The organism is Marinobacter albus (genome assembly GCF_030238305.1).
GTDB lineage: Bacteria > Pseudomonadota > Gammaproteobacteria > Pseudomonadales > Oleiphilaceae > Marinobacter > Marinobacter albus.
Window position 1 is genome coordinate 2,198,120 of sequence record NZ_JASSQD010000001.1, and the last position, 26,913, is coordinate 2,225,032.

Genomic DNA, 26,913 nt, shown 5'->3' on the forward strand with positions numbered 1-26,913 from the left:
ACTCAACCCTCCAGGTCCGGATTATAGAGAGACAGAGGCACCTCGATCCCACGTTGTTGCAGATGCTCCTGGAACCTCGGGACTATGCCGGTTGCGGCGTAACTGCCCACTACCCTGCCGTTTTCATCCTTGCCGCGGCGCCGGAAGGTGAAAAGCTCGGACATGGTGATGATGTCTCCTTCCATGCCGTTGATTTCCTGAACACTCACGAGCCTTCGGGTTCCGTCCTCCTGACGCTCTACCTGTAGAACCACGTCGATGGCGGAAGCAACCTGGGTTCGAATAGCCTTCATGGGCATGCTGGCACTCGCCATCGATACCATGTTTTCAATCCGGGTCAGCGCGTCACGCGGGGAGTTGGCGTGCAGCGTTGTCATGGACCCGTCGTGCCCGGTGTTCATCGCCTGCAACATATCCAGAGCCTCAACGCCCCGGACCTCCCCAACAATAATCCGGTCGGGCCGCATGCGAAGGCTGTTTCTTACCAGATCGCGCTGGTTGACCTCACCTTTGCTTTCGATGTTGGGCGGACGGGTTTCCAGCCGCACCACGTGAGGTTGCTGCAATTGAAGCTCTGCGGAGTCTTCAATCGTAACAATCCGCTCATCGTGAGGTACAAAACCGGACAGGACGTTCAGCAATGTGGTCTTGCCCGAGCCTGTTCCGCCGGAAATCAGTACGTTCAGCCGTCCCTCGACGATGGCCTCAAGAAGCTCGGCAATCGGGGCAGTCAACGTGCTTTTTTCAATCAGGGCATCGACCGACAGACGGCCGATTGAGAATCGCCGAATCGACAGCAGTGGTCCGTCGACAGCCAACGGCGGAATGATGGCATTGACCCGGGATCCATCCTGGAGTCGGGCATCGACCATGGGTGAAGACTCGTCGATACGTCGACCAACGCTCGATACAATCCGGTCGATCACGTTCAGCAAATGGGAGTCACTGCTGAAGGTGACGTCAACCTTTTCCAGCTTGCCATTCCGCTCCACGTAAACGCTGTCAAAACCATTAACCAGAATGTCCGCTATGCTTTTGTCCGCCAGCAGTGGCTCCAGAGGGCCAAGGCCAAGAATGTCGTCGAGGATCTGCTTTAGCACCCGCTGCCGGGAATTCAGGCTCAGCGGCACCGAATCCTCGTTCATGATTTGTTGACCGATCGCCAGAATCTGGCTTTCGGCCTCGTCACGGCCCAGAGTGCTTATCAATGAAAGATCCAGGACCTTCATCAACTTCTGGCGCAGGTTTTTCTTGCAGATGCGCTCCTGCTCCTCCTCTACCCGCCGGGCCTGTTCACCATCGTTGCTGTGGCCATTGACCCCGAATCGCGCGTAAGAGATATCGTTCGTTCCATTGGTTGTCATGTCATACACCTCATGTCCGGGCCAGTTTACGAAGTACCCTGCCTAGCCCGAACTGACCGGCTTCGGCTTTCTTTCCACTCAGGGTTTCGGCCAGATTCACAATGCTTCGGCTTACCGGTGAAGACGGCGCGAAATCCAGCAATGGGGTCCCGAGGTTGGCACTCTCAGCGACCTTCGAAAAATCATTGGGAATGCAGATGAGATCTTCAATTTCCAGACTCTTGCGGATATCTTCGACATTCAGGTCGAGACGCTTATCCCAGCGGTTCACGACGATTCTCATGCGGTTGGGCGGGATGCCCAGATAGGTGTTCAGGTATCGAACCATCTGGCGCGCATCCTGGACGTGGGCAATGCTCTGCTGAACCACCAGAAGGATTACATCGGCAGATTCCAGAACCACCCCGGCCACCGGATCAATCTGTCGAGGCAGATCGGCGATCACCTGGTCATACCCTGACCGAACCACGTCGATCAGTTTTTTGAGCTGTCCTTCTTCGATGTCGCCGGGAACAATCAACTGCTGCGATGTATCCCCCAGAATGTGAAGCCCGCTTTTGTGTTTGAGCATGTGGCCTTCGAGGGCCATGGCATCCATGTTCTCGGAACGCACGATGGCGTCGACCAGGCCACCATCAGGGGGAAGATCGAACAGGGATGACAGATGCCCGAATTGGAAATCCAGATCCAGCAAGGAAACACGTTGGCCGATCCGGGCCGCGAGACTGTGCGCCAGGGTTGCCGCAATTATGCTGGCGCCAGAACCGCCTTTGGCATTGATGACGGCCGTCAACTTGGCGTTATGGATACCCGCATCTGCCTGGAGGCCCTCTGCAATTCGGTTAAGGGAATTCCGGAGGTCGTACTCCGGCATCGGGAAACTGAAGTAGTCACGCGCGCCTACCCGCATCGCCATTCTCATGACGGCAATGTTTTCCGGCCCAATGACAATCGTCGGCGGGCGTCGGGCCATGGGTCGCTCATCAAGTGCTCTGAGCTCCTCCTCCCAGGCACTGGTGACGCAGAAGACCAGCGTTTCCGGCATTTCAGGAAGGTTATAAAGAGGGTCCGAATTGCCATTGGTGATATGCCGTAGGCTCAGGATGTGCGACGTTCCGCTCACCATCACCTTTTCCATTTCTGCTAACTGGCTGGCGTCTCGTCCTGCCAGCAACACTCTCATAATTGGTTTCATACAGCTTTCCTCATCCCTGCTGATTCAGCTCACTGTTCCAAAACAGCCAGTTCCTTCGGGTGAAACCCCTAGGCTTTCCCGGGGTAAGACAGTGACAAATGACGGCAAATCAAACTCTTGAAAGAAAAACGGAATAATCAGACGATGACGAACCGAGGCGACCTCACTTCGCACGAAAACGATGTCCAGGTAATTGGTTGTCGGATCGACCGGTGTTCCACTTGCATCCAGGTAATCGATCCGAATGTTCGATTCATTCAACGCCGGCAGGACCGGACTGGAACCACTTGAGCCGGCCACATCGAACATGCCAACACGGCGAATAGCACTGTGATTGACTGGGCAGACCACTGCCACACGGGCGCTCTGGCGACTGACTTCACCAAGTGTGTTCCAGACGAACATCAGACGACCAAACTCAATTGCTCCAAAAAGCAGGATGAAGAACAACGAACCAACCAGAGCAAACTCGACGGTATGGGCACCACTCTGTGCCCTGCGGAAACTGTTCATAATGCCCTCATCTCTACAGTGCTCTGCATTTGAAAGGACAAACTCAGAGGCGTCCCGCCGTAGAAAGCCGGAATTCTCCCCACCAGCGGAACGTAGTTGTAAATTGCAGACACCCGGATATGACTCGCATCCGGACTGGTAACCGTTACATCCGCCCGCGTCCACCGTGGCAACAGGGGGTCTCCGGCTCCCGTGGTATTGCCGTAAACCACCAGATTCCCGGTTTCCTGCACAAGGGATGTGTCGAGGTAGATCATTCCGACGCTACCAATGAGGGCGCCGGACGCCATGTGCCTGGCACCATCGCGGGTGGCCCGAGTCATGGTGTGGTACTGATGGAACGCCCAGGCGAATTCGGTCACAGCAAAGACAATCACGATGAGCAGAGGCGCGGCGACCATAAACTCAATGGCCGCGATACCACTTTGTTTGCCCTTGACCGGTGATAGTTTTTTCATCGTCTGGCCGCTCCTTTTAAATTAACGCCTGTCCTTTGCACGGTAATGATTCATCAGCTGTCCCGGGTATCCGGATCCTTGTATAACTGGATTATGTGGGGTCCTGGCCCGGTCACCGGATCGGGACCCGGGATACCACTACCGCCGCAATCGTCCTTGAATTGCCCGAAAAATACGGCCTGACCGGTTTGCTCCATCCTGGTGATCATGTAGAAGCAGGCAAAACCGAGCAGATCAACAGAACTCTGTCCGCTTGCAAGACCATCGCAGTCGCCAACCGGAAGCGTCAGTATCCGACGGCCGGGTACGCCCGATGGGGGCAAAGCCGGGTCAACACCGGCCATTTGGCCGAGATACCAATCAAGGTCGTACCCAGGCGCTACCCCGCTCTCGTAATCCGTTTCTGTATAGCTTGTGTGGTCCGAGAACCAGTCGGGCGGGTAGTCCTCAGCGCTGACGGGGCCGTTGTATACGCCCACTCGGGTATTGATGCCCTGTGCAAACGGACCCACCGTATTGCCGGGTTCTGTTTCGATGGCCTCACCGGTACTCAGGCAACTGTCGTATTTCCCCGCCGCAGACTCCCTTACATCAGCGCCACCGGCATCACCATCGAGGCGAACAAGATAGAAATTCCCATTCCCTACGGAGGAAGCGTCCCCCGCGCCGATTTTCAGCATTTCCACGTCACCCCGGGAATAACCGTAAGTCGTCCCCGGCGCCGCCGTATCCGGAGAAGTGCCGCAGACCATCATCGGCGCAACATTGCAGACGTTACCCAGCGTCGGGCTCGGGCCGGCCACCGCAGTGCCAGGAATATCGGTACTGTTAAAACCAAACAGCGGAGCAAACCAGTTATCAACATCAAAACCTTCCGCCCGAACCCGAACATAGCGGGCGGGCAAGGTTGCCGGAATGAAGGGATTGAGTGTTGATGAGAACTCGACCGTCAGTGTCAGCGGCCCGGCGGCCAGCGCATTACCCAGGGCTGTGTTGCCCGGCTGCCCTGCATTGCCGGCGAAGGTATCGCGCCCCGCCGTTTCCGCGACCAGAGTGTTACCGGTTTGATCAAGCACTTTGGCAGCGCTGAGTGCGGCGGCGTCGAGGCTATTCTGTAAGCGCGTTTTCTGGAGGTGGGCATGGCTCATGTCCAATGCCAGCCCTGCCATTCCGAGAATGGCCAGCAACGATATTGCAAACAACGGGAGAATAGCGCCCTGCTGTTTTCGACAAACCGGTTTCGTCCAGTTGATACCTTGCATGATGCTGCCTCCTTGTCATCATCCCCTCACTGTTTTCAGAGCTCAGCGCCACCCATTCCTTCATAGATTCGTTGAGGTGCAGGGGCAGCCGTGCGGTTCCGTTCCACCGCACCGGCTGCACGGGCCCCATCCATTGTCGGTATCGCTGGAGGCTCCTGGCCGGGTGGCACATACTTCTGGGAGGCCACCATGGTGCGAACAGAGTTTCCGAAATCCCATTCGGAGGACGGCGATGCGCATCCGCCCAGGGACACCGCCACAACGATGGCGGACAGTACGAATTGTTGTTTGCTATTAATCAGTTTCATGGTGTCCACCTTAAAGTTCGTGTCCGAATTGACCTTCAACACCGCCCTTACGCATGGGCTTGGATTGCGGGCGATCCCCTGCCCCCCAGCCCTCGGTAAACCCAAGCAGATAGAATTCGAGAGAACTGGGTTCAACAAAGCGGTCTGTAGGAAGAGTGAATTTCTCTCGGTCGACCGGTTTGGCAAAATGCGGCGTAACGAGAATCACCAGTTCGGTTTTGCCCTGAATGTATTCCTGGCTGCGGAACAACTGCCCGAGGACCGGGATATCACCCAGGCCCGGGAACTTGTTCACGCGCTCCCGCAAGGTTTCATTGATCAGCCCGGCGACACCGATGGTCTGGCCATTTCCCAGCTCCACCGTTGATGACGCACTGCGACTGGTCAGTGAATTGATGAAGAAGGTGGCGCCGGCGTCTTCGATATTCAGGGCGACCGAATTCTGGTTACTTAGTTCGCTGACCTTGATGTTGAGCTTCAGGCTGATGGTCCCGGAATCCAGAACCGTCGGGAGAAAGCCCAGACTGATGCCGAACTCCTTGAATTCTATGGTGACTTCATTTTCCCTCCCGGCCACAGGAACGGGGAATTCCCCACCGGCGTGGAAGGTAGCTTCCTGACCAGTAAGGGTGGTCAGCGTGGGTTCCGCCAACACTTTCGCCAGGTTGTTTTCTTCCGCTGCTTCAATCACCAGGTCAAATAGGGTAGTACCGTCAAGGAAGCTGGCAAAAAGGCCACTGGTATCGTAGCCAAGCGGCTCCCGGACAATCGCTGTGACATCACCCGATATACCGGCTCCGCCTCCGGCAATCGGCGCACCCACCAACGCGGTCGCTCCTCGACTTGCGCCGGAGGTGACGTTCTTGGCCACATTAAGCACCTCAAACCTGGCGCCAATGTTTTTGAGCAGGTCCCGGGATACTTCGGCCACCTGGACTTCTAGCATGACCTGTTGGGCGCCCCCCACCTGCATCATGTTCAGGACATTGCCCGGGACCTCGCCAACGCCCTGGAAGCTGCGAGCCAGCTGGACCGCGGCATCGACACGCGGCGCACTGCTGACCTCTCCGCTGAGAACGATGTCACCCTGGGCTGAGCGAACCTCGATGGTTTCATCAGGGAGAATCTGATGCAGCCGGGATTTCAGGCCCTCCAGATCGTGCGTCACCTCGATGCCAAGTACGCTGACCACCGTGTTGTTATTGTCCCAGAGGGTCACGTTGGTCGAGCCCAGCTTTTTCCCGACAACGTACAGTTGGCGTGATCGGAGAATGAGAATATCGGCAATGTCGGGATTACCCAGCGAGACTTTCGCCACCGGCTCATCAAGATAAAGAATCTGGGATTGATTCAGAGCCACATCGACCAACTGCCGTTCAATGCCGGAGGACACCATGACCTGTGCTCCCAGACCAGGAGCCAGTCCCAGCAGGCAGAGCGCCATCACCCCGGCTTGAAGCCACTGCGTCCGGTTCTTCCTTGCCATTTTCATGATTGTTTTCATCGCCAACTTCTCCCTGCGTGACGTCCTTTTCTTATCGGACAGGCCTTTTACATAGATACTCTTGAGGTGCTTACATCCGTTCCCCGGATAACGGTTACCCGCTGAGAGGTCGCAACCACCCGCTTTCTAGGGGCCGGTTTTGGCTTCGGCGCTTCAGCGACGACTTCCGGCTTGGGTTCAGGTTTTGGCTTTTTGCTGTCATCAAGGGGGTTTCTCAGAGCCAGCTGGACCATGCCTTCCTGGGTTGCTTCAACCAGGAGCTCCGCTTCGAGCGGTGTCAGTTCGAGAGTGACCGCCCGCACGATGACCGGCTTGTCCTTTTCTGGTGAGGCGCTTTGATCGACCGCCAGCACCTTGACGTCTTCCAGCAGCGTTTCGGTCCGGTAGTCTCGGCGATTACCCTCCGGCTTGGCCGCAACGACATCGACACGGTTACCCGGCATCAGGAAGCCGGCAACCCCGACGACATCATTCACCCGAACGGTGACCGCTCGCTTGTTCCGCCCAATTACTGCAGATAACGCACTGCCTCCACCATATGGCGCGACCTTTTCCTTCATCACAATCTCATCGGGATAGATGGTGCCCATGGCGACGCTCCCGCTCAGGCTTTCAATGTCGTTGTAGGCGCTTGAAGGCACCAGGTGGCTCGGCATTGTTTCAACCCGCAGATCGGTCTCCTCGAGCTTCTTCCCGAAGGGAATCTGCATAGACGCCACCACCACCGGTATTCCAGCCTCCTCTTCAGAGACGGTCAGCCGCTTTATCGCCCAGCCCTTGGCCACAAAGGCCGCTGCAAGGCCCATGGCAAGGGCAAAGGTCAACATGACAAAAGTCCGTTTTTTAAACATAGCGATCACCTCTCATCCGCAAACTGCACAAAGTAGGTTTTCCAGGCCCAGCGAATGGCTTCGATACTCAATTCCGGAGCCTTGCCCCGGTAGCGACAATAGTCACTGACCAGGCTCAAAAGATCCCGGGGATGGCATGGCAGCAAAGCGCTTCCCTGCACTGGGTAAAGCTCCGTCATCATGTAACGGGTCACTTCAGGGTTGTTTTCAATTCCGTACTGCTCGCATACCTGTGCCCACAGTCGGAGGTATGGATCACTTTCCAGGGTGTTGAAGCGAATCTTGTGGCCAATCCGTCGGAGAAACGCTTCATCCGCAAGATCCAGCGGGTTCAGGTTGGTGGAGAAGACCAGCAGCATGTCGAATGGCACGGCAAAGTGCTGCCCGGCCCGGAGGTGGAGGAAATCCCGTTTCTCCTCCATGGGAACGATCCAGCGATTCAGTAATGACAAAGGAGGCATCTTCTGCCGCCCCAAATCGTCAATCAGGAACATTCCGTTGCTGGCCTTTAGCTGAAGCGGCGCCTGGTACTGTTTTCGGTCTGCGTCAAAGGTCAGGTCCAGGAGATCCATGGTAAGTTCTCCGCCGGTGACAACCTCCGGACGATGGCAGAGTTGATAGCGGGGATCGTGACCCTCCATCAAATGAACCGGATCTTGCTCCGCCCGGTTAACCGGATGGTGAAATTCCGGATCGAACACGGCTACCACGCTACCGCCAACCAATATGGAATAAGGCACATACACGGGACCGTTCAGCAGTTTGACCAGTTGCCGGGTTATGTAGCTCTTGCCACTCCCCGGCGGTCCGTAAATGAAAACTGCCCTGCCCGAATGCACGGCCGGGCCAAGTTGATCAATGAGCGACTCCTCCAGCACCGTGTTCCGGAACAGGTGACGAATATCGTCGGATGTCACTGAACAAAGGGAAACGGATTGCGCCCTGATCAACTGGGAGTATGCCTCCAGAGGGACAGGCGCCGGACCGGAATAACCGTCCCGCGACAGGGCATCCAGCGCAGCCGCGTAGCCTCGATCGGTTAATGCATAGCGAATTCCCTCGGCACCGGTTTCCGCTCCCCTCGCCTCAATCCGAGCCTCTTTTCGAAGCATCAACAGTACCGGTTCGATAACTGCGCCCGGCAAGCAGATATTCCTGGAAAGCTGGGCCAAGGTCTGGTTGCCCAGGTGATGGAGGTGCTTTAGCACAAGGTCCGCAAGGAAGTAGGCGTCGAGACCGGTTTCCTCAATGGTGTGGGGTCGCGGACATCTGACCGCCCGGTTTACAGAAAACGAAGACTCATCCAGAGAAAGATATTCCGCATCCATTGCAAAGCACTCCCATATACTGCCGGGCCGGTATCAGGCCAGATACCAGATTGAAAAGAACGATCCGCAGGCAATGGCCAGGGCGTATGGGAAGCGTTCAGCTGCAGCTTCCCCGGTGGCCGGCGCCAGGTAAACAGGCTGTCGAGAGGCCATCATCACGGCCATGCGGCTGTAACGCCGCCACAGCGCACCGAGTCCGCCACGCGACCCGATAAAAACCAGGGCGATTCCACCACCACAGACAATGGTCGCCAATACTCCGATTAATGCGGCTTGTGGTCCCAGCAGCGCACCCACTGACGTCATGAGTTTCACATCGCCAGCACCCATCGCACCGAAAATGTGGAGGGGCAGAAAACACAACAGCCCCACCAATGCCCCTCCCAGACCGGCAAACAATCCTTGCCACTGAGCCTCTGCAACCTGACCTACCAACGCCACGGTAAGCACACTGAATGTCAACCAATTCGGAATGCGGTGCGTTCTGAGATCCGTGATGACTGCGATAACGAGAGCGATTGCGAGAACCAAAAACATCCAGTTTGTTTCGATCATGAGAATCCATACTCCTGTGAGCTAGCGGTACGGGATCGGGGAGATCCCGTACCTACCACGTTTACGATCTAGCTCAATCAACCATAATGCTCAGGCTGGTGCTGCACCGGTAGTAATCACCGTTGTGATGTCGTCGATCGCTTCGCCAATTGCTCCTGACAACGCGCCGAAAGCCACTACAGTACCGATCACGATCAATGAACCTGCTACCGCGTATTCGGACAGTTCCAGGCCCTCTTCATCGCGAAGAAACTGAGACACTTTAGATTTGAGGTTTTCCATCATTTAGCTCCTGCTATTAATTATCAGAGATCCCTTACGGCGGTGTTTCCTTTCGCCGTAAGGTCAGATTAGGCAGGAGTGAGGCAGGAGGGTTAGGACTATTCTGGCAAAAAAACAGGAGAATCTTGCAGAAAGTTAATGTTCAGGGGCGCAGGGCCACCGGGACATTAAGGTCGGTCTGTTCATGCTCAACGCGTGTATTCAACCACTTACGTCGATACTGGGACGGTGTCATCCCGGTGTGCCGGTGAAACATCCTGGAGAAATAGGAAGCATCCCGAAAGCCAACAGTCCAGCACACGTCGGACACCGTAGCGCTTGCGTTACGAAGAAGCTCACCGGCCCGATCCAGCCGGCGGCGCATGATGTAATCCTGGAACGTGATCCCGTAGAGCTGCTTGAACGCCCGGCTCAGGTGGTAGCTGGTTGTGTTACACCGGTCCGCGATGTCGCTCTGGGATAATTTTTCGTGTAAGTGTTGCTCAATATGGGCCACCGCCAGTTCAACCAGCTTGTCCTCCGTCCGATGCTTCTGGAATCGCGCATCGTCAGGCAAGCGCTGCGGCGGAATGACAAGGTTCCGGCAATCCCTCGTTCGCGGTGATGCCATCATGCTGGCGAGAATGGATAACGACGATAGGACAGCCTCCGGTGCCACCGGCTTAACGAAATAGTTCCACACGCGAGCCCTCAGCGCCCAGACTGCGAGCGCTTCGGAGTGTTGCTCGGTAAACATCAGAATTGGAATCGAGGGGTGGTCGTGTTTCGTGTCGTTCAGAAGAGAAAGTGTTGAAATATCCGGAAAATCGAATTCAAAACAGAGAATGACGTTTTCGCCATTTGAACCAATATTTTCCAATCCAGCGCTCTTGTCACGGCGCTCCAAAGGAAACCTGGTTTTAATTACCCTGGCAAGCTCTTGATCTGCTCCATATTGGGTGGCATCCAAAAGCACAATGGTAGCCTTGTCCATGGTACGCACTCCGTCGCATTGACCCTGACATTTGTCAACTTTCTTTACACCTGGCTATTCTTGTTGTTAGCCAGTCGTTATATAGGCTTAGGTAGTTCGCGACTACATGTCAAGCTGGGCATTGACGGATTTTCACTACTACTTCTGATCGTAAGGGTTGCCCGGGACACTTTCAGGGCGCGTCTCAGCAAGTCCCGGAGCGCACCGAAACAGGAACTTTTCAGGAAGAATAAAGACTTACCGATCGGCAACTACCATGTAGATGTTTACGAGATGACACCGCGTTCCCTGAGTACCTTGATCGCATCGGAAGACAGCCCCAAAACTCGCCGCAGGACCTGTTCCGACTGCTCCCCCAACAACGGCGGTGCCGTTCGGTAGGTTACCGGTGTCAGTTTCAGCTTGATCGGATTGCCGACCGTTGGCACCTCCCCCAAGTCCGTATGGGTGACAGTCTGCCTCATTCCCCGGGCCAGAACCTGGGGGTCGTCAAATACCTGATCCAGGGTATTCACTGGCCCGCAGGGCACCCCGGCTCCTTCCAGGATTTCAACCCACTCCCGGGTTGAACGCATCACCGTGGCCTGCCTGAGCTTGGGAATCAATTCCCTGCGATTGGCCACCCGGGCGCGGTTTGTCGCAAAGCGCTCATCGCACGCCCACTCTGCATGCTCCAGCACCTCACACAGGCGGGCAAACTGCTGATCGTTGCCGATCGTCAGTACCATGTTGCCATCGGCCGTAGGGAAATCCTGGTAAGGAACAATATTGGGGTGGGCATTTCCCATCCTGACCGGTGCCTTACCCGTGGTCAGGTAATTCATGGCCTGGTTGGCCAGGCAGGCCACCTGCACATCCAGCAGCGCGGCCTCCACGTACTGGCCCTCGCCCGTTCGGTCCCGGTGGCTGAGAGCGGCAAGTACGCCGATCGTGGCGTAGAGCCCGGTCATGATATCCGTCAGCGCCACACCCACCTTCATCGGGCCCGCGCCAGGCTCGCTGTCCGGCTGACCGGTGATACTCATCAACCCGCCCATGGCCTGGATCAGAAAATCATAGCCGGGGCGGTTCGCGTATGGGCCGTCCTGGCCAAACCCGGTGATCGAGCAGTAAATGAGTTTGGGGTTGATACGTTTCAGGCTGTCGTAATCGAGGCCATAGCGCTTGAGGCCGCCCACCTTGAAATTTTCCAGGACCACATCCGATTCGGCCGCCAGTTTGCGGACCAGTTCCTGCCCCTCCGGATCGGCGATGTCCACGGCCAGCGACTGCTTGTTTCGGTTGGCGCTGAGGAAATAGGCGGAGAGTTCGGCGCTGCCATTGCCCCCCCGAAGATAAGGCGGTCCCCAGGAGCGGGTGTCGTCCCCTGTTCCTGGGCGCTCAATCTTGATGATCTCCGCGCCCAGATCGCCAAGGATCTGGCCGGCCCAGGGGCCGGCCAGGACTCTGGAAAGATCGAGGACACGCAGATGAGACAGGGAGCCTGCCATTCGATTCTCCTTGTAACCAGGGATTTAGCGCATGCCACCCAGGCACAGATATTTGAGTTCCATGAACTCGTCCAGGCCGTAGCGGGAGCCTTCCCGGCCAAGGCCGCTTTCCTTAACGCCACCGAACGGCGCCGCCTCCGTGGAAATGATGCCATCGTTGATCCCGATCATCCCGGTTTCCAGGGCCTCGGCCACGTGCCAGATGCGTCGGATGTCGTTACTGTAGAAATACGCGGCCAGGCCAAACTCGGAATCATTAGCCATGGCGATCGCCTGCTCCTCGGTATCAAACCGGAACAGGGGCGCCACCGGGCCAAAAGTCTCTTCACTGGCCACCAGCATATCCTGGCTGACGTCAGTCAGGATGGTCGGCTCAAAGAAAGTACCCCCCAGGGCGTGAGCCTTGCCACCGAGAACAACTTTTGCACCCTTGGCGGTGGCATCGGCGATGTGGCGCTTAACCTTATCGAGGGCCGCCTCATTGATAAGCGGCCCTTGCTGGGTCTCACCTTCGAGGCCAGCACCCACCACCATCTTGCTGACGGCCTCCTTGAGCTTTTCCACGAACGCTTCGTAGACACCGTCCTGGACATAGATGCGGTTGGCACAAACACAGGTCTGGCCGGTGTTTCGGTATTTGGAGGCCATCAGCCCGGCTACCGCCGCATCGAGATCGGCGTCGTCAAAGACGATGAACGGAGCATTGCCCCCCAGCTCCAGGCTTACTTTCTTGACCGTGCCACTGGCCTGGCTCATCAGCAGTTTTCCGACCGGTGTGGATCCGGTGAAGGACACCTTGCGAACAACCGGGTTGGTGGTCAGCTCCTTACCCACCGCCGGTGCATGATCCTTTGAACAGGTGATTATGTTGAAGATCCCGGGTGGAACTCCGGCCTCTTCTGCCAATGCGGCCAGGGCCAGCGCACACAGCGGGGTATCCTCCGCCGGCTTGACCACTACCGGGCAGCCAGCTGCCAGGGCCGGCGCAACCTTGCGAGTGATCATGGCCACCGGAAAATTCCAGGGCGTGATTGCAGCCACCACCCCGATGGGCTGTTTGATCACCAAGATGCGCTTGTCACGGCCATGGCCGGGAATTGTGTCACCGTAGGCACGCTTGGCTTCTTCGCCAAACCACTCGATGAAACTGCCACCGTAACCGACTTCGCCGCGGGCTTCCGCCAGCGGCTTGCCCTGCTCCGCAGTCATCAAACGCGCGAGGTCTTCCTGGTTTTGCATCACCAGATCGAACCAGCGGCGCAGGATTCCCGCACGCTCCTTGGCGGTGCGATCACGCCATTCCTGCCAGGCTCCCTCGGCTGCCTGGATGGCTATCCGGGCATCTTCGGCGCCCATGTCGGGCACATAGGCCAGGTGTTCACCATTGGCCGGATTTGTTACCGGAAGTCGGTTGCCAGAACGGGCCTGAACCCATTCGCCATTTATGTAGGCGCTTTCGCGCACCAGTTCCGGATTCGTCAAGCTGATAGTCATCACAGTCCTCACAGAAGAGAGTCGATACCCTCAGAGCAAATAGCTTTCAATCACATCCCTGACAAAGGCGGCATAGTCGTCAACGGCCACATTCTGGTCACGGTATTTCCTGCGCTTCAGGTACCAGTCCTGCAGCAGGGCCTTGATCATCGAGGCCACAAGGCGGGCGTTCCTTGGCCGGTATACTCCGGCCTCGATGCCATCCTCAATGACTGCCAGGAAGATCGCTTCGATCTCCAGCTCAATGGCTACCGCATCCCGCTTTTCCGGCGCCGGCAGGCTCTTAGCCTCCATGTAGGAGAAGTAGAACCAGGCCCGCATCAGCTCGCTCAGGTACAGGTGAGCCTTGATCGCCGAAAACAACTTGTCACGCACGTCATCCGCCTCCCCGGTGTAATGCAACAGGGTGCGCCGGGTGATAGTGAAGCCATGACTCTGGATCAAGTGGATCAGATCGTCCTTGTTGCGAATGTAGGCGTAGAGCCCACCCATGCTCATGCCCGAGTCCGAACACAGATCCCTCAGCGTCATGGCATGGAAGCCCTTGGAGTTAGCCAGTCTGAGCGTCGATTCGATGATCCTGATCAGATTCTTGACCGCCGTTGCCTCCTTCTTGATGCTGATACGATCCTGGTTCTGATGGTATACCTCACGGACCACGTCCTCCTTGGACATGCTCAACTCGTTGCGAAACGCCTCATAGTTTTCAATCATTGCTGCCACGCCTATCTGCTCCTGCGGCGGGGATTATAAATCAGATCACGCCACCGACAGGAACCGGTCCTGGGTTGCCTGATCAACGCGCAACTCGTCGCTGGTTGCCTCGTGCACCACTTGGCCCTTCTCGAGGATATACGCCCTGCGGGCATGCTTGAGGGCGAAGCGAACGCTCTGATCGGTGAACAGGATGGTAGTGGTCTTGCTGAGGTCGTCGATCAACTCGCCAATCTGCTGCACGATAACTGGCGCCAACCCCTCGTTTGGCTCGTCCAGCAACAACAGTCGGGGCTGGATCATCAGGGACCGGGCCACCGCCAGCATCTGCTGCTGGCCACCTGAAAGCGTTGCCCCGTCCTGGTCCGCCCGTTCACCCAGCATCTCGTACTTTTTGAGAATGCCATCCACAGTCCAGCGCGAGGCACTCCCCTTGCGCTGGTAGGACGCCACGTCGAGGTTGTCCCGCACGGTCAGACCGGGAAAAATCCGCCGGTCCTCCGGCACATAGCCGATCCCGGCACGGGCAATCCGGTGGGCTGGAAGTCCTTGTACCGGCTTATCATCAAAAATTACTTCCCCGGATCTCGGCGGCGTAAGGCCCATGATGCTTTTCAGTGTCGTACTCTTGCCGGCACCGTTCCGGCCCAGGATGCACACGGTCTCGCCCTCCTCCAGATGCAGGGTAACACCCTGAAGCGCCTGGCTCTCACCGTAGAAGGTCTGGATATTGCGAACATCAAGAATCATGTTTTGGCCTCCTCGACCGACTCGTCCTCTTCCTCACCCAGGTAGGCGACACGAACCTCCGGATGGTTCTTCACTTCCTCGGGGGTACCGGCAAAGAGCTTCTCACCGCGGTGCATGACCAGAATACGGTCCGCCAGGTTGAACACCACGTCCATATCGTGCTCGGTGATCATGAACGTGTAGTCACCGCTGTCCGCAAGCTTCTTGATCAGCCGGGTGGTGCGCCGGGTTTCATCCGGGGTCATCCCGGCGGTGGGTTCGTCCAGCAGTACCAGTTTGGGCTGAGTCGCCAGCACCATGGCGATCTCCAGCAATCGCTTGTCGCCGTAGCTGATCACTTCGGCACGCTGCGCCTTCAGGCTGTCGATGCCCAGACGCTTCAGAAACTCAACGGCCTCCTGTTGGATTGCGGCATTGCGGGACGCAATGTTGAACAGCTTACGGCTGTGGCCATGGTAGGCCGACAGCACCACCTCCACGTTTTCCTGCACAGTCATTTCCGGGAAAATGTTGTTGATCTGAAACGACCGGGACACACCGAGCCGGCTGATCTTGTGGGGTGGAAGGCCGGTGATGTCCATGCCATCCAGAATGATCTTGCCTTCAGTGGGCCGCATCCGGCCGGAAACCATGTTGTAGAAGGTTGTCTTGCCGGCACCGTTCGGCCCGATAATAGCGATGGTTTCCTTGGGCATGACTTCAAGATTGATATCGGAAACCGCAGTAACTCCGCCAAAACGCTTGGTAAGGTTTGAAATAGTGAGAACCGGATTGCTCATTTCTTCACCTCCATCCACCAGTCAATGGCAGTACCGAGCAGCCCCTTGCGGAAGAAGATCACCATCATTGCCAGGATGATCCCCAGAACCAGCATCCAGGACTCGGTATAAGTGGTGATCCAGGTTTCCAGCAATACGAACGCCGCAGAACCGATGAATGGGCCCAGGAAAAACCCGGTGCCACCAAGAATAGCCATCAGGATGGGTTCGGCGGACATGGACCAATGGAGAAGTTCCGGGCTTGCTACCCGCAGGAACGGAGCGATCAGACCACCAGCCAGGCCCGCAAAGGTACCGGCAATAACGAAAGCCACGAGACGGTAGGTCCTCACGTTCAACCCGGCGAAGGAGACTCGCTCGGGATTCTGCCGGATGGCCTTGAGAATCATGCCGAAGGAGCTGCGACAGATCACGTAGAGCACCACCGAGGCGATGGCCACAATGGCCAGAACCACATGGTAATAGACCGATGGATTAGCCAGCGTCAGATCAAGGCCGAGCCCGAATGAGCCGAGGGTAAACCCGGCAAGACCATCACTGCCGTTGGTCACCGAACGCCACTGATAGGCGATGGCAAAGACCATCATGCCAAAGGCCAGGGTGAGCATGGCAAAGTACACTTCGTTTAGCCGGACGCTCAGAAAGCCGATGACCAGAGCCAGCAAAGCGGATGCTCCCATGGAAACCAGCAGACAGGCCAGGAATGGCCACTCGAGGTGAATCAGCACCAGGGCCGTGGCGTAAGAGCCTATACCGAAAAACGCCGCATGCCCGAAGCTCAGCATACCTGTATAGCCGAAAATCAGGTTAAAGCTGGCCGCAAACAGACCCAAAATCAGGACTTCGGTAAAAATAAACACATAGAAATAGGAAGCAATCCAGGGCACCGCAATCAGCCCGGCAATCACCACAGCCAATATGGCCATCAGAACCTTGGTCTTCATGCGCTTGCCCCCTTGCCCATAATGCCGTTTGGCTTAAACAACAGAACCAGAGCCATGCCCACGAACGGCAACAGCAGGTTCACTTCCGGCAGGTAGCGGCCACCGAAGCCGTGAATCAGACCCAGAATGATGGCGCCAAGCAAAGCACCCGGGAAACTGCCAAGGCCGCCGATCACCACCACGATGAACGACTCGATAATGATCTTGTCCCCCATGCCCGGATCCAGCGCACGCATGGGTGCCGCCATCACACCACCGACAGCGGCCAGCCAGGCACCAAAGGCAAACACGCCGGTCACCACCAGCCGGGTGTTGATGCACAGCGCCTCGGCCATATCCCGGTCCAGTGCGGCCGCCCTCATGATGCGACCAACGCGGGTGCGGTTGAACAAATACCAGAGCCCGGCCAGCAGAAGCAGACCGATGATGATGACAAACAGGCTGTAGGTGGCAACGGAACTGCCCAGCAGATCCACCGAACCGGCAAGCAAATCCGGCGGCTGAACCACATGGATGCCACTACCCCAGATCATTCGCACACTCTCGTTGATGATCAGCAGGATGGCGAAGGTCAGTAGCAGGCTGTCTGCCACGTCCCGGGAATAAATGAATCGCAACAGGAACCGATCGATGATCACCGCGAGGATGGCAACACCAATCGGAGCCAGGAGCAGGGCCGCCCAGAAGGGCATCCCCGCAATGTTGATCAGGGTGAAGGCCAGGTAGGCCCCCAGCATATAGAGTGCCCCGTGGGCAAAGTTAATGATGTTAAGCACACCGAACACGATGTTCAGGCCCACTGCGATAATGAACAGCAGCAGGCCGATATCGAGACTGTTCAGCAACGCCGCTCCGATGCCAGACATGGATTACCTCATTAGATTGGAGCCGGTTTCGTGGCGCCCCGGAGGGCGCCACGGCAAGCGTAAAATCAACAATCAGATCAAAGCTTGCAACCGGTCTCTTCAATGGTGCGGGCTACTTTTTCGCCGTCAAAGATCTGCAGGTTCGTCAGCGTGCGAATGCCGTGTTCCGGATGCATGGGGCCGGAAACACCCCAGTTCGGGCTGACCATCGCCTGGTGATCACCCTCACGGAACGTCACCGTACCGTTCGGTGCCTCCAGGCTCATGCCGCTAAGCGCCTTGGCGACGGCAGGACCTTCGGTGGTGCCGGCAGTTTCCATGGCCTTTTTATAGGCATAGATCGCGGCGTAGGCGCCCTCGGCGTTGTAGCTCGGGGGTGTGCCGTAGGCTTTGAGGTACGCCTTAACGAAGCGATCATTCACCGCGTTGTCATAGGCTTCATACCAATAGCGCGTGGACAGATGCACACCCTCTGGCATTTCCTCGCCCAGAGCAGAGAGCACCTCGGTCGCGGCACCAACGGTAAACATCACCTCCATGTCCTTTTCGAAGAACCCACGGGTATTGGCCTGGCGGATAAAGTTGACCAGGTCACCACCCCAGACCGAAATCAGCACACCCTCGGCATCAGAGTCCATGACCCGGTCAATGAACGGGGTGAAATCCTCAGCACCAAAGCGCGGGAAGTTGGTCTCCGACATCAGGTTCACATCCGGCTTGAGCTCTTTGAGGTAATTGCCGAAGAACTCCCAGGACTGGTGGCCAAAGGCGTAGTCCGGGCCGATGGTGGTCCAGTTGGTGGCACCCGTATCTGCAGCCACCAGGGCCGCAGCCTTCATATTCTGGGCCACGTTCACGCTGATGCGGTAGGTAAAGGGATTACACAGATTGCCGGTGACGTCCGGGGTGGCGGCGTGGGTGATGATCAGTGGCTTCTGCACCTCCGGCATGGTCGGAACCATACCCTGGGCAACACCCGAGCTGTCCAGACCCACCAGGGCGTCGACACCCTCGGAATAAACCAGTTTCCGGGCTGCCTGAATGGCCACCGAGGCCTTGCCCTGGCTGTCCTCATAGACCATCTCGACCTGGCGACCCAAAATGCCGCCGGAGCCATTGATTTCATCCACCGCCAGGTCGATGCCCTTCTGGGCAAACTCACCGTAGGTGGCAGCACTGCCAGAGAGAATGTAGAGGCCCCCGATCCGGATAGGATCCTCGGCATAGCTGACACTGGCGGTACCAAGCGTCGCGGTTGCGGTCATCGCAACCAGCAGATTCTTGATGTTTGTTTTTTTCATGATTTTGCTCCTGTTTTCTTGTCTTTGTTGTCACTGGAACGTCCGGGCCCGTTTTGATCAGGACCGGCTTCGTTTTTCTGACTGCATTATTCGCGCTATCGCAACCTCCTGCTGACCGCGGCCAGCCCAATCATCGGGACAGCGAGTCCCGGAGTATGTTCTTGCGAATCTTCCCGGTAGCAGTCTTGGGCAGTTCGCCCAGTACCACCTTTCTCGGCGCCTTGAAATGCGCCATATGCTCCCGGCAAAAGGCAATAATCTCCTCGGGGGTGGGTTCCTCGCCGTCATCGATCGGATTGACGAAGGCACAGGGCACCTCGCCCCACTTCTCATCGGCCATGGCCACCACCGCCGCTTCGGACACCTTCGGGTGGCGGTAAAGGACTTCCTCCACCTCCAGGCTGGAGATGTTCTCGCCGCCGGAGATAATCACGTCCTTCGCACGGTCCCGAATTTCAACGTAGCGGTCAGGGTGCATTACCGCCAGATCGCCGGTGTGGAACCAGCCGTTCCTGAAGGCCTTGTCGGTGGCGTCCGGATTCTTCAGATACCCCTTCATCACCGTGTTGCCACGGATGCAGATCTCGCCCATGGCCTTGCCATCGGCCGGCACCGGCTCATCGCTCAGCATATCGAGGATGTCGACCTCATCCAGTCCATGGGTAGGTACGCCCTGGCGCGACATCATGACTGCACGCTCTTCCAGCGACAGTTCCTGCCACTCCGGCTGGGGTACACAGAGGGTGGACGGGCCGAAGGTTTCGGTCAGCCCGTAAAGATGAGTGATCTCGAAACCGATTTCCTCCGCCTTGCGAATCACGCTGCTGGGCGGCGCGGCGCCGCCAAGGGCAAAACGGGCAAGCCGGGAGAGCTTCAGGTTTTCGCGGCCGAGATCCTGCACCAGCATGTTCATCACCACCGGGGCCCCGCACATGTGGGTCACGCCATATTCCTCAACCCGGCGATAGATCTCCCGGGTATCCACTTCCCGCAGACAGACATGGGTGCCACCGACGGCGGTAATCGCCCAGGTATAGGCCCAGCCGTTGCAGTGGAACATCGGCAAGGTCCACAGGTAGACGGTCTCCGCCGTCATATCAAAAGCCATGGCGTTCGATAAGGCCGCTAGGTAGGCACCACGGTGATGGTAGACCACGCCCTTGGGGTTACCGGTGGTGCCGGAGGTGTAATTCAGGGTGATCGCGTCCCACTCGTCTTCCGGTCGCATCCACGATGCATCCGGGTCGCCCTCGCCCAACAGGGACTCAAAATTCAGTTCTGCCAGCCCCTCACTGACATCCGCCTTGCGCTCGATCGCCACCAGCAGAGGCGGCACCTCCAGCTCGGCAATTGCGGCCCGGACCTGATTTTCCCATTGGGTATCGTAGAACAGGACCCTTGCCTCGCCGTGGGCCAGGATGAACGACAGAGTGCCCGCGTCCAGTCGAATGTTGATGGCATTCAGGACCGCACCGGCCATCGGCACCGAGTAATGGCACTCAAGCATTTCATGGCTGTTGGGGGACAGGATCGCTACCGTATCGCCGGGGACAATACCCCGGGCGCGCAGGGCATCCGCCATCTGCCGACAACGACCATACAGTTCCTGGTAGGAAAGGCTCATGTCATCGTCGATGACCGCCCGCTTGTTTGGGTAGACCCGAGCCGAACGCTGTAGCAGCGTCAGCGGCGTCAGGGCGGAATGATTGGCGGCGGTCTTGTTCAGTTTTTTATACTGGTTCATATCACACCGTATTGGACTGTCCAGATGATTTCAGGTAGCCCGGATTGTTGATTCGCAACCGAGCCTCCGTCATACCCCTCAAAACCAATCTCAGTTCCGGTTCAGAGCCATCGAGCCGGCGTTCGCGGAGTGCCCGGGCCAGGGTCTGCTCTCCCTGCTCAGGGTTATCCGGCAGCTGATGCCCGGCGAGGAATTGCGACAGCGACCGATCGGTGGTTTCAGGCTCCCCCTGCTCCAGCTGCTCTATTTCCCGGATGGCCACGCCCATGGCGTTTGCAATCATCAGGGCCTGGTACTTCCTCTCCCCCGCCAATTCAGGCGCCAGCGAATCCAATAACACCTGGCGGGCCTCGGCCAGCAGATCGCGGGTATCCGGCTCGTTGATCATTGCGCTTCCTCCAATTCGGGAATCTGGTTCAGCAGATCGTATTCCATCTGGGCCACCATGCGACCGGTTAGGGCCAACTCCAGCGAGCGCTGTTCTCCGGACATATGCCGGCGCGCCTGCTGCAACGCGATCATGGCCCAGCGCACCAATGCCATGACCTCCCAGTAACTGACCGATGCCGGATCAAGGTCGACTCCACTCACTTCCCGGTAACTGTCGAGAAGGTCCTGTTTGTCTCCGATACCGCCAACTACCCGGGCATCCCCGCCGAAGCGCCAGCTGCGGCTGCAGAGCCAGCCCAGATCCTCACAGGGATCGCTCCAGGCCGCGAACTCCCAGTCCAGAACAGCAGTCAGCTCGCCTCCATCCACCATGTAGTTACCGGTCCGGAAATCACAGTGGCACAGCACCGTCGGGCCCGGCTCCGGAGCATGGTCCTCGAGCCAGTTCAGGGCCCATTCCAGCACCGGATGGGGCTCACCGATTTCCTCCAGGTAGCGGCGATACAGGGCTACCCGGCTCAGGGCCGGGTTTTCCGGTTCGGGCATCGCCAGGAAGTCCAGCGATGCCACCGGTGGCCGCACCGCGTGTAGCCTGGCCAACTCCGCACCAAACCGGCGTACAAGGTGCCTGCGCTGATCCTCGGTCAAGTCGCCTTTGACCAGTTTGCGGGGTGAGGCGCTGCCCGACGCCCGGGTCATGACGTAGAACACTCGGCCGCTGACTTCGGTATCTTCGCAAAGCCAGAGCGGCTCCGGGGCCGTCACCCCGGCCTCGAACGCCGCCTGCAAAACCCGGAATTCCTCCGGACGGGAAAGACTTTCCGCTACGCCGGATGGGGCATCCTGCCGGATTACGAAAGCCTGCCGGCCCGGCCGGTCGCCCCCTTCCAGCTCCAGGGTCAGACCGAAGTTGTCCTGGATCGCACCTCCCGAGAGCCGGTCAAACTCGACGACCCGGACACTCCGGGCACCGGTCTGCCGGGAAATGAAATTGCTGAAAGTGTCTGCAAGCCCGGACATCAGGCCTTCACTCCCCAGTGCCAGAAGTCGGTACGCTCGGCCAGCAACAGCTTCGAAAACACCATCTTGTGCACTTCCGAGGCGCCATCCACCAGGCGGGCCTGGCGGGCATAACGGTAAATCCACTCCAGCGGGGTGTCCTTGGAATAGCCCCGTGCGCCACACAGCTGGATCGCGGTGTCCACCGACTTATGCAGGGTGTCGGCCACCGCGACTTTGGCCATGGACACCTCCTTGCGGGCGAAGTCGCCCTGGTCCAGCTTCCAGGCGGCGTGCATGGTCAGCAGCCGACCGATCTGGATCTCCATGGCAGCCTCTCCGAGCAACCACTGGACACCCTCACGCTGCGCCAGGGTCTGGCCAAAGGATTCGCGCTTCTCAACATACTCGGTGGCAATCTCCAGGGAGCGACGGGCCAATCCCAACCACCGCATGCAGTGAGTCAGGCGCGCCGTGCCCAGGCGGATTTGGGTGACCTTGAGGCCATCGCCCACCTCCATCAGCCGGTTCTCATCCGGGATCTCCAGGCCATCAAAGCGGATTTCACAATGTCCACCGTGTTCTTCCGGACCCATGATCGGAATGCGACGGACAACCTCCCAGCCCGGATCGTCTTTATGGAACATGAAGGCACTGAGCCCCTTACGGGTATCGTCGGATGTACGGGCAATCAAGATGAAATGGGCGGCTTCACCCGCCCCGGTGATGTAATGCTTGTGGCCATGAATGACCCAGCGGTCACCCTTGCGGGTGGCGGTGGTCTGCATCATGCCCGGGTCCGAGCCGCAGCCGGGAGGTGGCTCGGTCATGGCGAATGACGACCGCACCCTGCCCTCGACGATGGGCTTGAGCCAACGCTCCTGCTGGGCTTCGGTACCCACCTTGGCAAGCACCATCATGTTGCCGTCATCCGGTGCCGCAGAATTGAACACCACCGGCCCAAAGATCGACCGGTTCATCTCTTCGTAACAGGCTGCCATACCCGAAATATCCAGACCCTGACCGCCGAGATGCTCGGGGATCTGCAGGCACCAGAGGCCCTGCTCTCTGGCCTTGGCCCGCATCTGCTCAAGATGCTCGGGCGCAATGTTCTCATGCTCATCGTAGGCCTCCGGGTTCTGCTCCAGCGGCAACAGTTCCTGTTCGACAAAGTCCCGGATGCGTTCCCGGTACGACTCGTTCCTCGGATTAAGATTAAAGTCCACGGCCTGCTCCTTACAGCGAGGATTGAAGATGACCGCCGTCCACCACGAGGGTGCTGCCGGTCATGTAATCGGAATAGTCTGAAGCCAGCAGCAGCAACGGGCCGCACAGATCCTCTGCCTGCCCCAGGCGGCGCTGGGGAATGCGACGGATCATCTTCTGTCCGGGCTCACTGGTGAAAAAGTCGCGGTTCAGATCGGTCTCAATGTAGCCCGGTGCCAACGCATTCACGCGAATACCGTAGCGGGCCCACTCCAGTGCAAACGAGCGGGTCAGCTGCTCAACACCGGCCTTGGCGGCCGCGTAGGGCGCCACATTGCCGGCCACGCGATGACCGAGAATAGAGGAAATCATGATGAGGCTGCCGCCCTTTTTCATGGCGGACAGGCGGCGGGCGGCCTCGTTGCAGACCAGCCAGCAGCCCTTGAGGTTGGTGTCGACCACCCGGTCCCAATCTGAGCCGGTCACATCCAGGGCTTTCTTGCTGGTGGCAACACCTGCATTGGAAACCACGACATCCGGAATGCCGACGCCATCCGCCATGGTATCGAACGCTTCGGTGACACTCGCCTCATCGGTAACATCCATGGTGACCACATGGATCCGATTGGCATGCTCAGGGAATTCGCTCTTGAGAGACTCCAGTGCCTCGCGGCGGCGGCCACTGGCAATAACCGTGGCTCCCGCCTCAAGCAGACACCGGGTAAAGCTTTGGCCAAGGCCTCCGGCCGCTCCGGTGACCAGGGCGGTCTTGCCATCAACACGCAGAGACCAGTTCGAATTGCGAGGGTTCGTATTATTGGAATTGTTCATATCTCGACCTCCGGAACCCAAAAATAGAACGAGCGCTCGATTTATTCAAGGGGTGATCGAATTTTTTTGGGAAAGATTGAACAGAAGAAGGAATGATCAATGACGGCCTAAAACATGCACCCTTCTGAAAATTGGTGACATTTTCATCGGATAGAGAAATGGAATTGCCGTGTATTCCATCAAAGATGGGCTGGCCACGCAGGATTTTCTGGAGGTAGTCGTTCAAGGGCGTACCGCTGTTACTCTGGAGCAGGTTTTTCGGTAGTGTTGGCCGAATGGTTCTGGAAGTTACCCTCACGACTTTTTTATAGCGGCGCTAATTACTGCCTACATTCTTTTAGCTATCTAAGGTAACCCCATGCAGAACGGAAAGATCCAGGGGAATGCCAGGCAATCTCCCACTCTTGCTTCATTCAACCAGAAGGTAAGCCAGTTAACCTGGCAGCCCCTCGGTGACCGCGTAATGGGCGGGCAGTCTGACGGCGCCGTTGTTTGCGCTGAAGGCGGCGTTGGCATCTTTCACGGTACTGTGCGACTGGATAACGGCGGCGGATTTGCCTCCGTGAAAGCGGACCTGCCCGAACCTTTCAATGCAGCTCACTACACCGGTATTGAGCTTCTTGCCCTGGGCGACGGCAAAACCTACAAGATCGGGCTTCGCAACAGCACGGACCGGCGCAGTATTGTGTACCAGCACGCGTTTACACCGGAAACGGAAGACTGGAGCCGCGTCCGGCTTCCGTTCAGTGAATTCATACCTACCTGGCGCGGCAAGACATTGACCGATGCGGAACCACTGAATCTTGAGCACCTGGCTTCAGTAAGCCTCTTCGTATCCGGCCGGCAGGTTGGTGAATTTCGGCTCAGGATGCAGGATTGGGTTCTGTTCTGATGGAGCTCAAACCGGTGACGACCACAAATACCTTTTCCCTAACTCTACAGCGGCCGTTCAACCTGCGCATGACGGTGGAAAGCCATGGTTGGTGCCAGCTTGCGCCCTGGCACTGGGACGGTGGGAATCTTGAACGAACGGTAAGAATTGGCGCCAAAGCGGAATGGGCGCGCGTCCACCAGCCCTCCGAAGATCAACTTCTTATCGAAACCTCCTCATCAAACACCGACGCTGTTTCCGAACGCGTCGCCCGCTGGCTGCAGCTGGACTGGGACCCCTCAGAGTTTCTCGCGCTTTGTGACAGAAACGACCCTGACATTGCCCGCTTCATCCGGTCCGGTGGCGGGCGATTCCTGCGCGGCGACACCTTCTTTGAGGATCTCATTAAAACGGTTTGCACCATCAACACGACGTGGAAACAGACGAAAACAATGGTCGCCTCATTGGTTACTCTGAGAGACGGCCTATTTCCCGAGCCCATGGAAGTCCGGACTATCGGCCCTGAGCGATTGGCAGAAGAGTGCAAGCTCGGGTTCAGAGCCAGGACGGTCGACACGGTAACGAGTCAATTGCTGGACGATAAAGCCATCAACCTTGATGGTACTGCTCGCGAAAGCATCGTTGACTACCAGTATTTAACATCGCTAAAGGGCATCGGGCCCTATGCCGCAGCACACACCATGATGCTTCTGAGAGATTTTCAGACCCTCCCGGTCGACTCGGAAGTGAGCGCGTATCTGCGTGACAGAAATCTCGACCCAAACAATGCCCAGAATGCCTTTCAACACTGGGGGCAGTATCGGTTTCTGGGGTATAAGCTCAAACGGATCGTGGACCAGGAAAACTGGATTGGAGACTGAGTATGGAAAATCGAAAAATCCGCTGGGGAATCATTGGTACCGCCGAAATTGCTACCAAGGTGGTGGCGGGAATGCATGATGCGAAAAACGCTGAGGTCGCCGCCGTTGCAAGCCGCGCTCTCGACCGCGCCCAGGCGTGGGCAGACGAGCACAACGTGCCGCAGGCTTTCGGTTCCTACGATGAGCTTCTGGCTGATGACAGTATCGACGCCGTATATCTTCCTGTCCCGACAGCGCTTCGTAATGAATGGATCAAGAAAGCAGCCCGCGCCGGCAAGCACGTTTACGCCGAAAAACCCCTGGCTGACGGCATCGACGACGCCATTGAAGTCTGCAAAGAAAACGGCGTCCAGTTCATGGACGGAACCATGTGGCTGCACAGCACCCGCACGCAAGAGATCGAGAAGCGTATTGCAAACGGCGACATCGGCGATGTCAGGCGTGTGACCAGCGCGTTCACCTTCAAGGCACCCTCCAGGGAATGGTATGAAGGCGGCAACGGCCGCACCGATAAGTCCCGCGAACCCATGGGGTGCTTTGGTGATCAGGGGTGGTACCCGATCAGTGCCACACTGTGGAGCTACGGGTACGAACTGCCCGAGCGCGTCCAGATGAACTTCGTCTCAAAGAACTCCATCGACACCATCGTCGCCTGCGGTGGCACCCTGTGGTTCTCCAACGGCCGTATGGCAACCTTTGACGCAGGTTGCGAACTCGCGCACCGCTCGCAGGTAGAAACGGTTGGCGACGCCGGCCTTATCCGCATCGACGATCTGGTTGGCGGACAAGGCAGAAGCGGCAACTTCGCCGCCTACGGAGAACGATTCACCGGAAGCTCGAGGTACATCCTGGGAGACGTGGAGGGCAAGGACACGGTGCAGGAGGTGGAGCCGTGCGACCACGTGGTGAAGCTCGTCGAGAAGTTCTCGGACATTATCCTGACGGGTGAGCTGGAGGACACGTGGCCGAAGCGCAGCCTGGCCTGTCACCGGGTCATGTCGGCGCTTTTCAAATCGGCAGAATCGAACGGTGCGGTTGTCTCTCTTTAAGACACGTTGAA

At 57.7% G+C, this 26,913-nt stretch carries 28 protein-coding genes; 3 read left to right on the forward strand and 25 right to left on the reverse strand.

Going from position 1 to position 26,913, the window contains the following annotated elements; translation table 11 throughout:
• Positions 1-2: 2 nt before the first annotated feature.
• From QQF73_RS10175 to QQF73_RS10295, 25 genes are all read right to left on the reverse strand, one after another.
• On the reverse strand, positions 3-1,364 hold the full coding sequence (locus tag QQF73_RS10175) for a TadA family conjugal transfer-associated ATPase (RefSeq protein WP_219865585.1): 1,362 nt from the start codon (positions 1,362-1,364) through the stop codon (positions 3-5).
• 10 nt (positions 1,365-1,374) lie between these two features.
• Positions 1,375-2,559: a CpaE/TadZ family protein gene (locus QQF73_RS10180; protein ID WP_219865584.1), complete on the reverse strand. Its 1,185-nt coding sequence runs from the start codon at positions 2,557-2,559 to the stop codon at positions 1,375-1,377.
• 24 nt (positions 2,560-2,583) lie between these two features.
• Positions 2,584-3,072: a TadE/TadG family type IV pilus assembly protein gene (locus QQF73_RS10185; RefSeq protein WP_219865583.1), complete on the reverse strand. Its 489-nt coding sequence runs from the start codon at positions 3,070-3,072 to the stop codon at positions 2,584-2,586.
• Positions 3,069-3,530 carry a TadE family protein gene (locus QQF73_RS10190; RefSeq protein WP_219865582.1) on the reverse strand — a complete coding sequence of 154 codons (462 nt, stop codon included), beginning with the start codon at positions 3,528-3,530 and terminating at the stop codon, positions 3,069-3,071. Before QQF73_RS10190 ends, QQF73_RS10185 begins: the two co-directional genes overlap by 4 nt.
• A 53-nt stretch (positions 3,531-3,583) precedes the next feature.
• Positions 3,584-4,792 (reverse strand): Tad domain-containing protein, encoded by a 1,209-nt coding sequence (locus QQF73_RS10195; protein WP_219865581.1) that lies wholly within the window; start codon positions 4,790-4,792, stop codon positions 3,584-3,586.
• Positions 4,793-4,827: 35 nt separating this feature from the next.
• Positions 4,828-5,100 carry a hypothetical protein gene (locus QQF73_RS10200; RefSeq protein ID WP_219865580.1) on the reverse strand — a complete coding sequence of 91 codons (273 nt, stop codon included), beginning with the start codon at positions 5,098-5,100 and terminating at the stop codon, positions 4,828-4,830.
• Positions 5,101-5,110: 10 nt separating this feature from the next.
• Positions 5,111-6,604: a type II and III secretion system protein family protein gene (locus QQF73_RS10205; protein WP_219865579.1), complete on the reverse strand. Its 1,494-nt coding sequence runs from the start codon at positions 6,602-6,604 to the stop codon at positions 5,111-5,113.
• A 47-nt stretch (positions 6,605-6,651) separates the two neighbouring features.
• Complete coding sequence (cpaB, locus tag QQF73_RS10210; protein ID WP_219865578.1) at positions 6,652-7,455, reverse strand: Flp pilus assembly protein CpaB; 804 nt, start codon at positions 7,453-7,455, stop codon at positions 6,652-6,654.
• A gap of 5 nt (positions 7,456-7,460) precedes the next feature.
• A complete protein-coding gene (locus tag QQF73_RS10215; protein WP_219865577.1) occupies positions 7,461-8,783 on the reverse strand; it encodes an AAA family ATPase in 1,323 nt (440 codons plus the stop codon).
• 33 nt (positions 8,784-8,816) lie between these two features.
• Positions 8,817-9,338 carry an A24 family peptidase gene (locus tag QQF73_RS10220; protein ID WP_285368120.1) on the reverse strand — a complete coding sequence of 174 codons (522 nt, stop codon included), beginning with the start codon at positions 9,336-9,338 and terminating at the stop codon, positions 8,817-8,819.
• Positions 9,339-9,428: 90 nt separating this feature from the next.
• Complete coding sequence (locus QQF73_RS10225) at positions 9,429-9,623, reverse strand: Flp family type IVb pilin (RefSeq protein WP_219865575.1); 195 nt, start codon at positions 9,621-9,623, stop codon at positions 9,429-9,431.
• Between the two features lie 139 nt (positions 9,624-9,762).
• Positions 9,763-10,593, reverse strand: a complete 831-nt coding sequence (locus QQF73_RS10230; RefSeq protein WP_219865574.1) for an AraC family transcriptional regulator — start codon at positions 10,591-10,593, stop codon at positions 9,763-9,765.
• A gap of 266 nt (positions 10,594-10,859) precedes the next feature.
• Positions 10,860-12,083 (reverse strand): CaiB/BaiF CoA transferase family protein, encoded by a 1,224-nt coding sequence (locus QQF73_RS10235; protein WP_285368121.1) that lies wholly within the window; start codon positions 12,081-12,083, stop codon positions 10,860-10,862.
• A 24-nt stretch (positions 12,084-12,107) separates the two neighbouring features.
• Positions 12,108-13,571 carry an NAD-dependent succinate-semialdehyde dehydrogenase gene (locus QQF73_RS10240; RefSeq protein ID WP_285368299.1) on the reverse strand — a complete coding sequence of 488 codons (1,464 nt, stop codon included), beginning with the start codon at positions 13,569-13,571 and terminating at the stop codon, positions 12,108-12,110.
• A 36-nt stretch (positions 13,572-13,607) separates the two neighbouring features.
• Entirely contained in the window at positions 13,608-14,291 is a 684-nt protein-coding gene (locus QQF73_RS10245) for a TetR/AcrR family transcriptional regulator (protein ID WP_219865938.1), read from the reverse strand.
• A 45-nt stretch (positions 14,292-14,336) separates the two neighbouring features.
• Complete coding sequence (locus tag QQF73_RS10250) at positions 14,337-15,041, reverse strand: ABC transporter ATP-binding protein (RefSeq protein WP_219865571.1); 705 nt, start codon at positions 15,039-15,041, stop codon at positions 14,337-14,339.
• Positions 15,038-15,820 (reverse strand): ABC transporter ATP-binding protein, encoded by a 783-nt coding sequence (locus tag QQF73_RS10255; RefSeq protein ID WP_219865570.1) that lies wholly within the window; start codon positions 15,818-15,820, stop codon positions 15,038-15,040. The genes QQF73_RS10250 and QQF73_RS10255 overlap by 4 nt, the downstream gene beginning before the upstream one ends.
• Positions 15,817-16,764 (reverse strand): branched-chain amino acid ABC transporter permease, encoded by a 948-nt coding sequence (locus tag QQF73_RS10260; RefSeq protein ID WP_285368122.1) that lies wholly within the window; start codon positions 16,762-16,764, stop codon positions 15,817-15,819. Before QQF73_RS10260 ends, QQF73_RS10255 begins: the two co-directional genes overlap by 4 nt.
• Complete coding sequence (locus tag QQF73_RS10265; RefSeq protein WP_219865568.1) at positions 16,761-17,630, reverse strand: branched-chain amino acid ABC transporter permease; 870 nt, start codon at positions 17,628-17,630, stop codon at positions 16,761-16,763. Before QQF73_RS10265 ends, QQF73_RS10260 begins: the two co-directional genes overlap by 4 nt.
• A gap of 77 nt (positions 17,631-17,707) precedes the next feature.
• Entirely contained in the window at positions 17,708-18,931 is a 1,224-nt protein-coding gene (locus tag QQF73_RS10270) for an ABC transporter substrate-binding protein (RefSeq protein ID WP_219865567.1), read from the reverse strand.
• A 130-nt stretch (positions 18,932-19,061) separates the two neighbouring features.
• A complete protein-coding gene (locus QQF73_RS10275) occupies positions 19,062-20,675 on the reverse strand; it encodes a long-chain-fatty-acid--CoA ligase (RefSeq protein WP_285368123.1) in 1,614 nt (537 codons plus the stop codon).
• Between the two features lies 1 nt (position 20,676).
• Positions 20,677-21,063: a DUF6285 domain-containing protein gene (locus QQF73_RS10280; protein WP_285368124.1), complete on the reverse strand. Its 387-nt coding sequence runs from the start codon at positions 21,061-21,063 to the stop codon at positions 20,677-20,679.
• Positions 21,060-22,085, reverse strand: a complete 1,026-nt coding sequence (locus tag QQF73_RS10285) for a phosphotransferase family protein (RefSeq protein ID WP_285368125.1) — start codon at positions 22,083-22,085, stop codon at positions 21,060-21,062. Before QQF73_RS10285 ends, QQF73_RS10280 begins: the two co-directional genes overlap by 4 nt.
• On the reverse strand, positions 22,085-23,290 hold the full coding sequence (locus tag QQF73_RS10290; protein ID WP_219865563.1) for an acyl-CoA dehydrogenase family protein: 1,206 nt from the start codon (positions 23,288-23,290) through the stop codon (positions 22,085-22,087). The genes QQF73_RS10285 and QQF73_RS10290 overlap by 1 nt, the downstream gene beginning before the upstream one ends.
• Positions 23,291-23,300: 10 nt before the next feature.
• Positions 23,301-24,101, reverse strand: coding sequence for an SDR family NAD(P)-dependent oxidoreductase (locus QQF73_RS10295; protein ID WP_285368126.1), 801 nt, complete (start codon positions 24,099-24,101; stop codon positions 23,301-23,303).
• Between the two features lie 358 nt (positions 24,102-24,459).
• On the opposite strand from QQF73_RS10295, the gene QQF73_RS10300 reads away from it, so the two are divergent.
• Genes QQF73_RS10300 through QQF73_RS10310 form a run of 3 tightly spaced genes read left to right on the forward strand, consistent with a single transcriptional unit; the run spans position 24,460 to position 26,902 of the window.
• Positions 24,460-24,993 carry a CIA30 family protein gene (locus tag QQF73_RS10300; RefSeq protein WP_285368127.1) on the forward strand — a complete coding sequence of 178 codons (534 nt, stop codon included), beginning with the start codon at positions 24,460-24,462 and terminating at the stop codon, positions 24,991-24,993.
• Positions 24,993-25,853, forward strand: a complete 861-nt coding sequence (locus QQF73_RS10305; RefSeq protein ID WP_285368129.1) for a DNA glycosylase family protein — start codon at positions 24,993-24,995, stop codon at positions 25,851-25,853. The genes QQF73_RS10300 and QQF73_RS10305 overlap by 1 nt, the downstream gene beginning before the upstream one ends.
• Positions 25,854-25,855: 2 nt before the next feature.
• Positions 25,856-26,902, forward strand: coding sequence for a Gfo/Idh/MocA family protein (locus tag QQF73_RS10310; RefSeq protein WP_285368131.1), 1,047 nt, complete (start codon positions 25,856-25,858; stop codon positions 26,900-26,902).
• Positions 26,903-26,913: the final 11 nt, after the last annotated feature.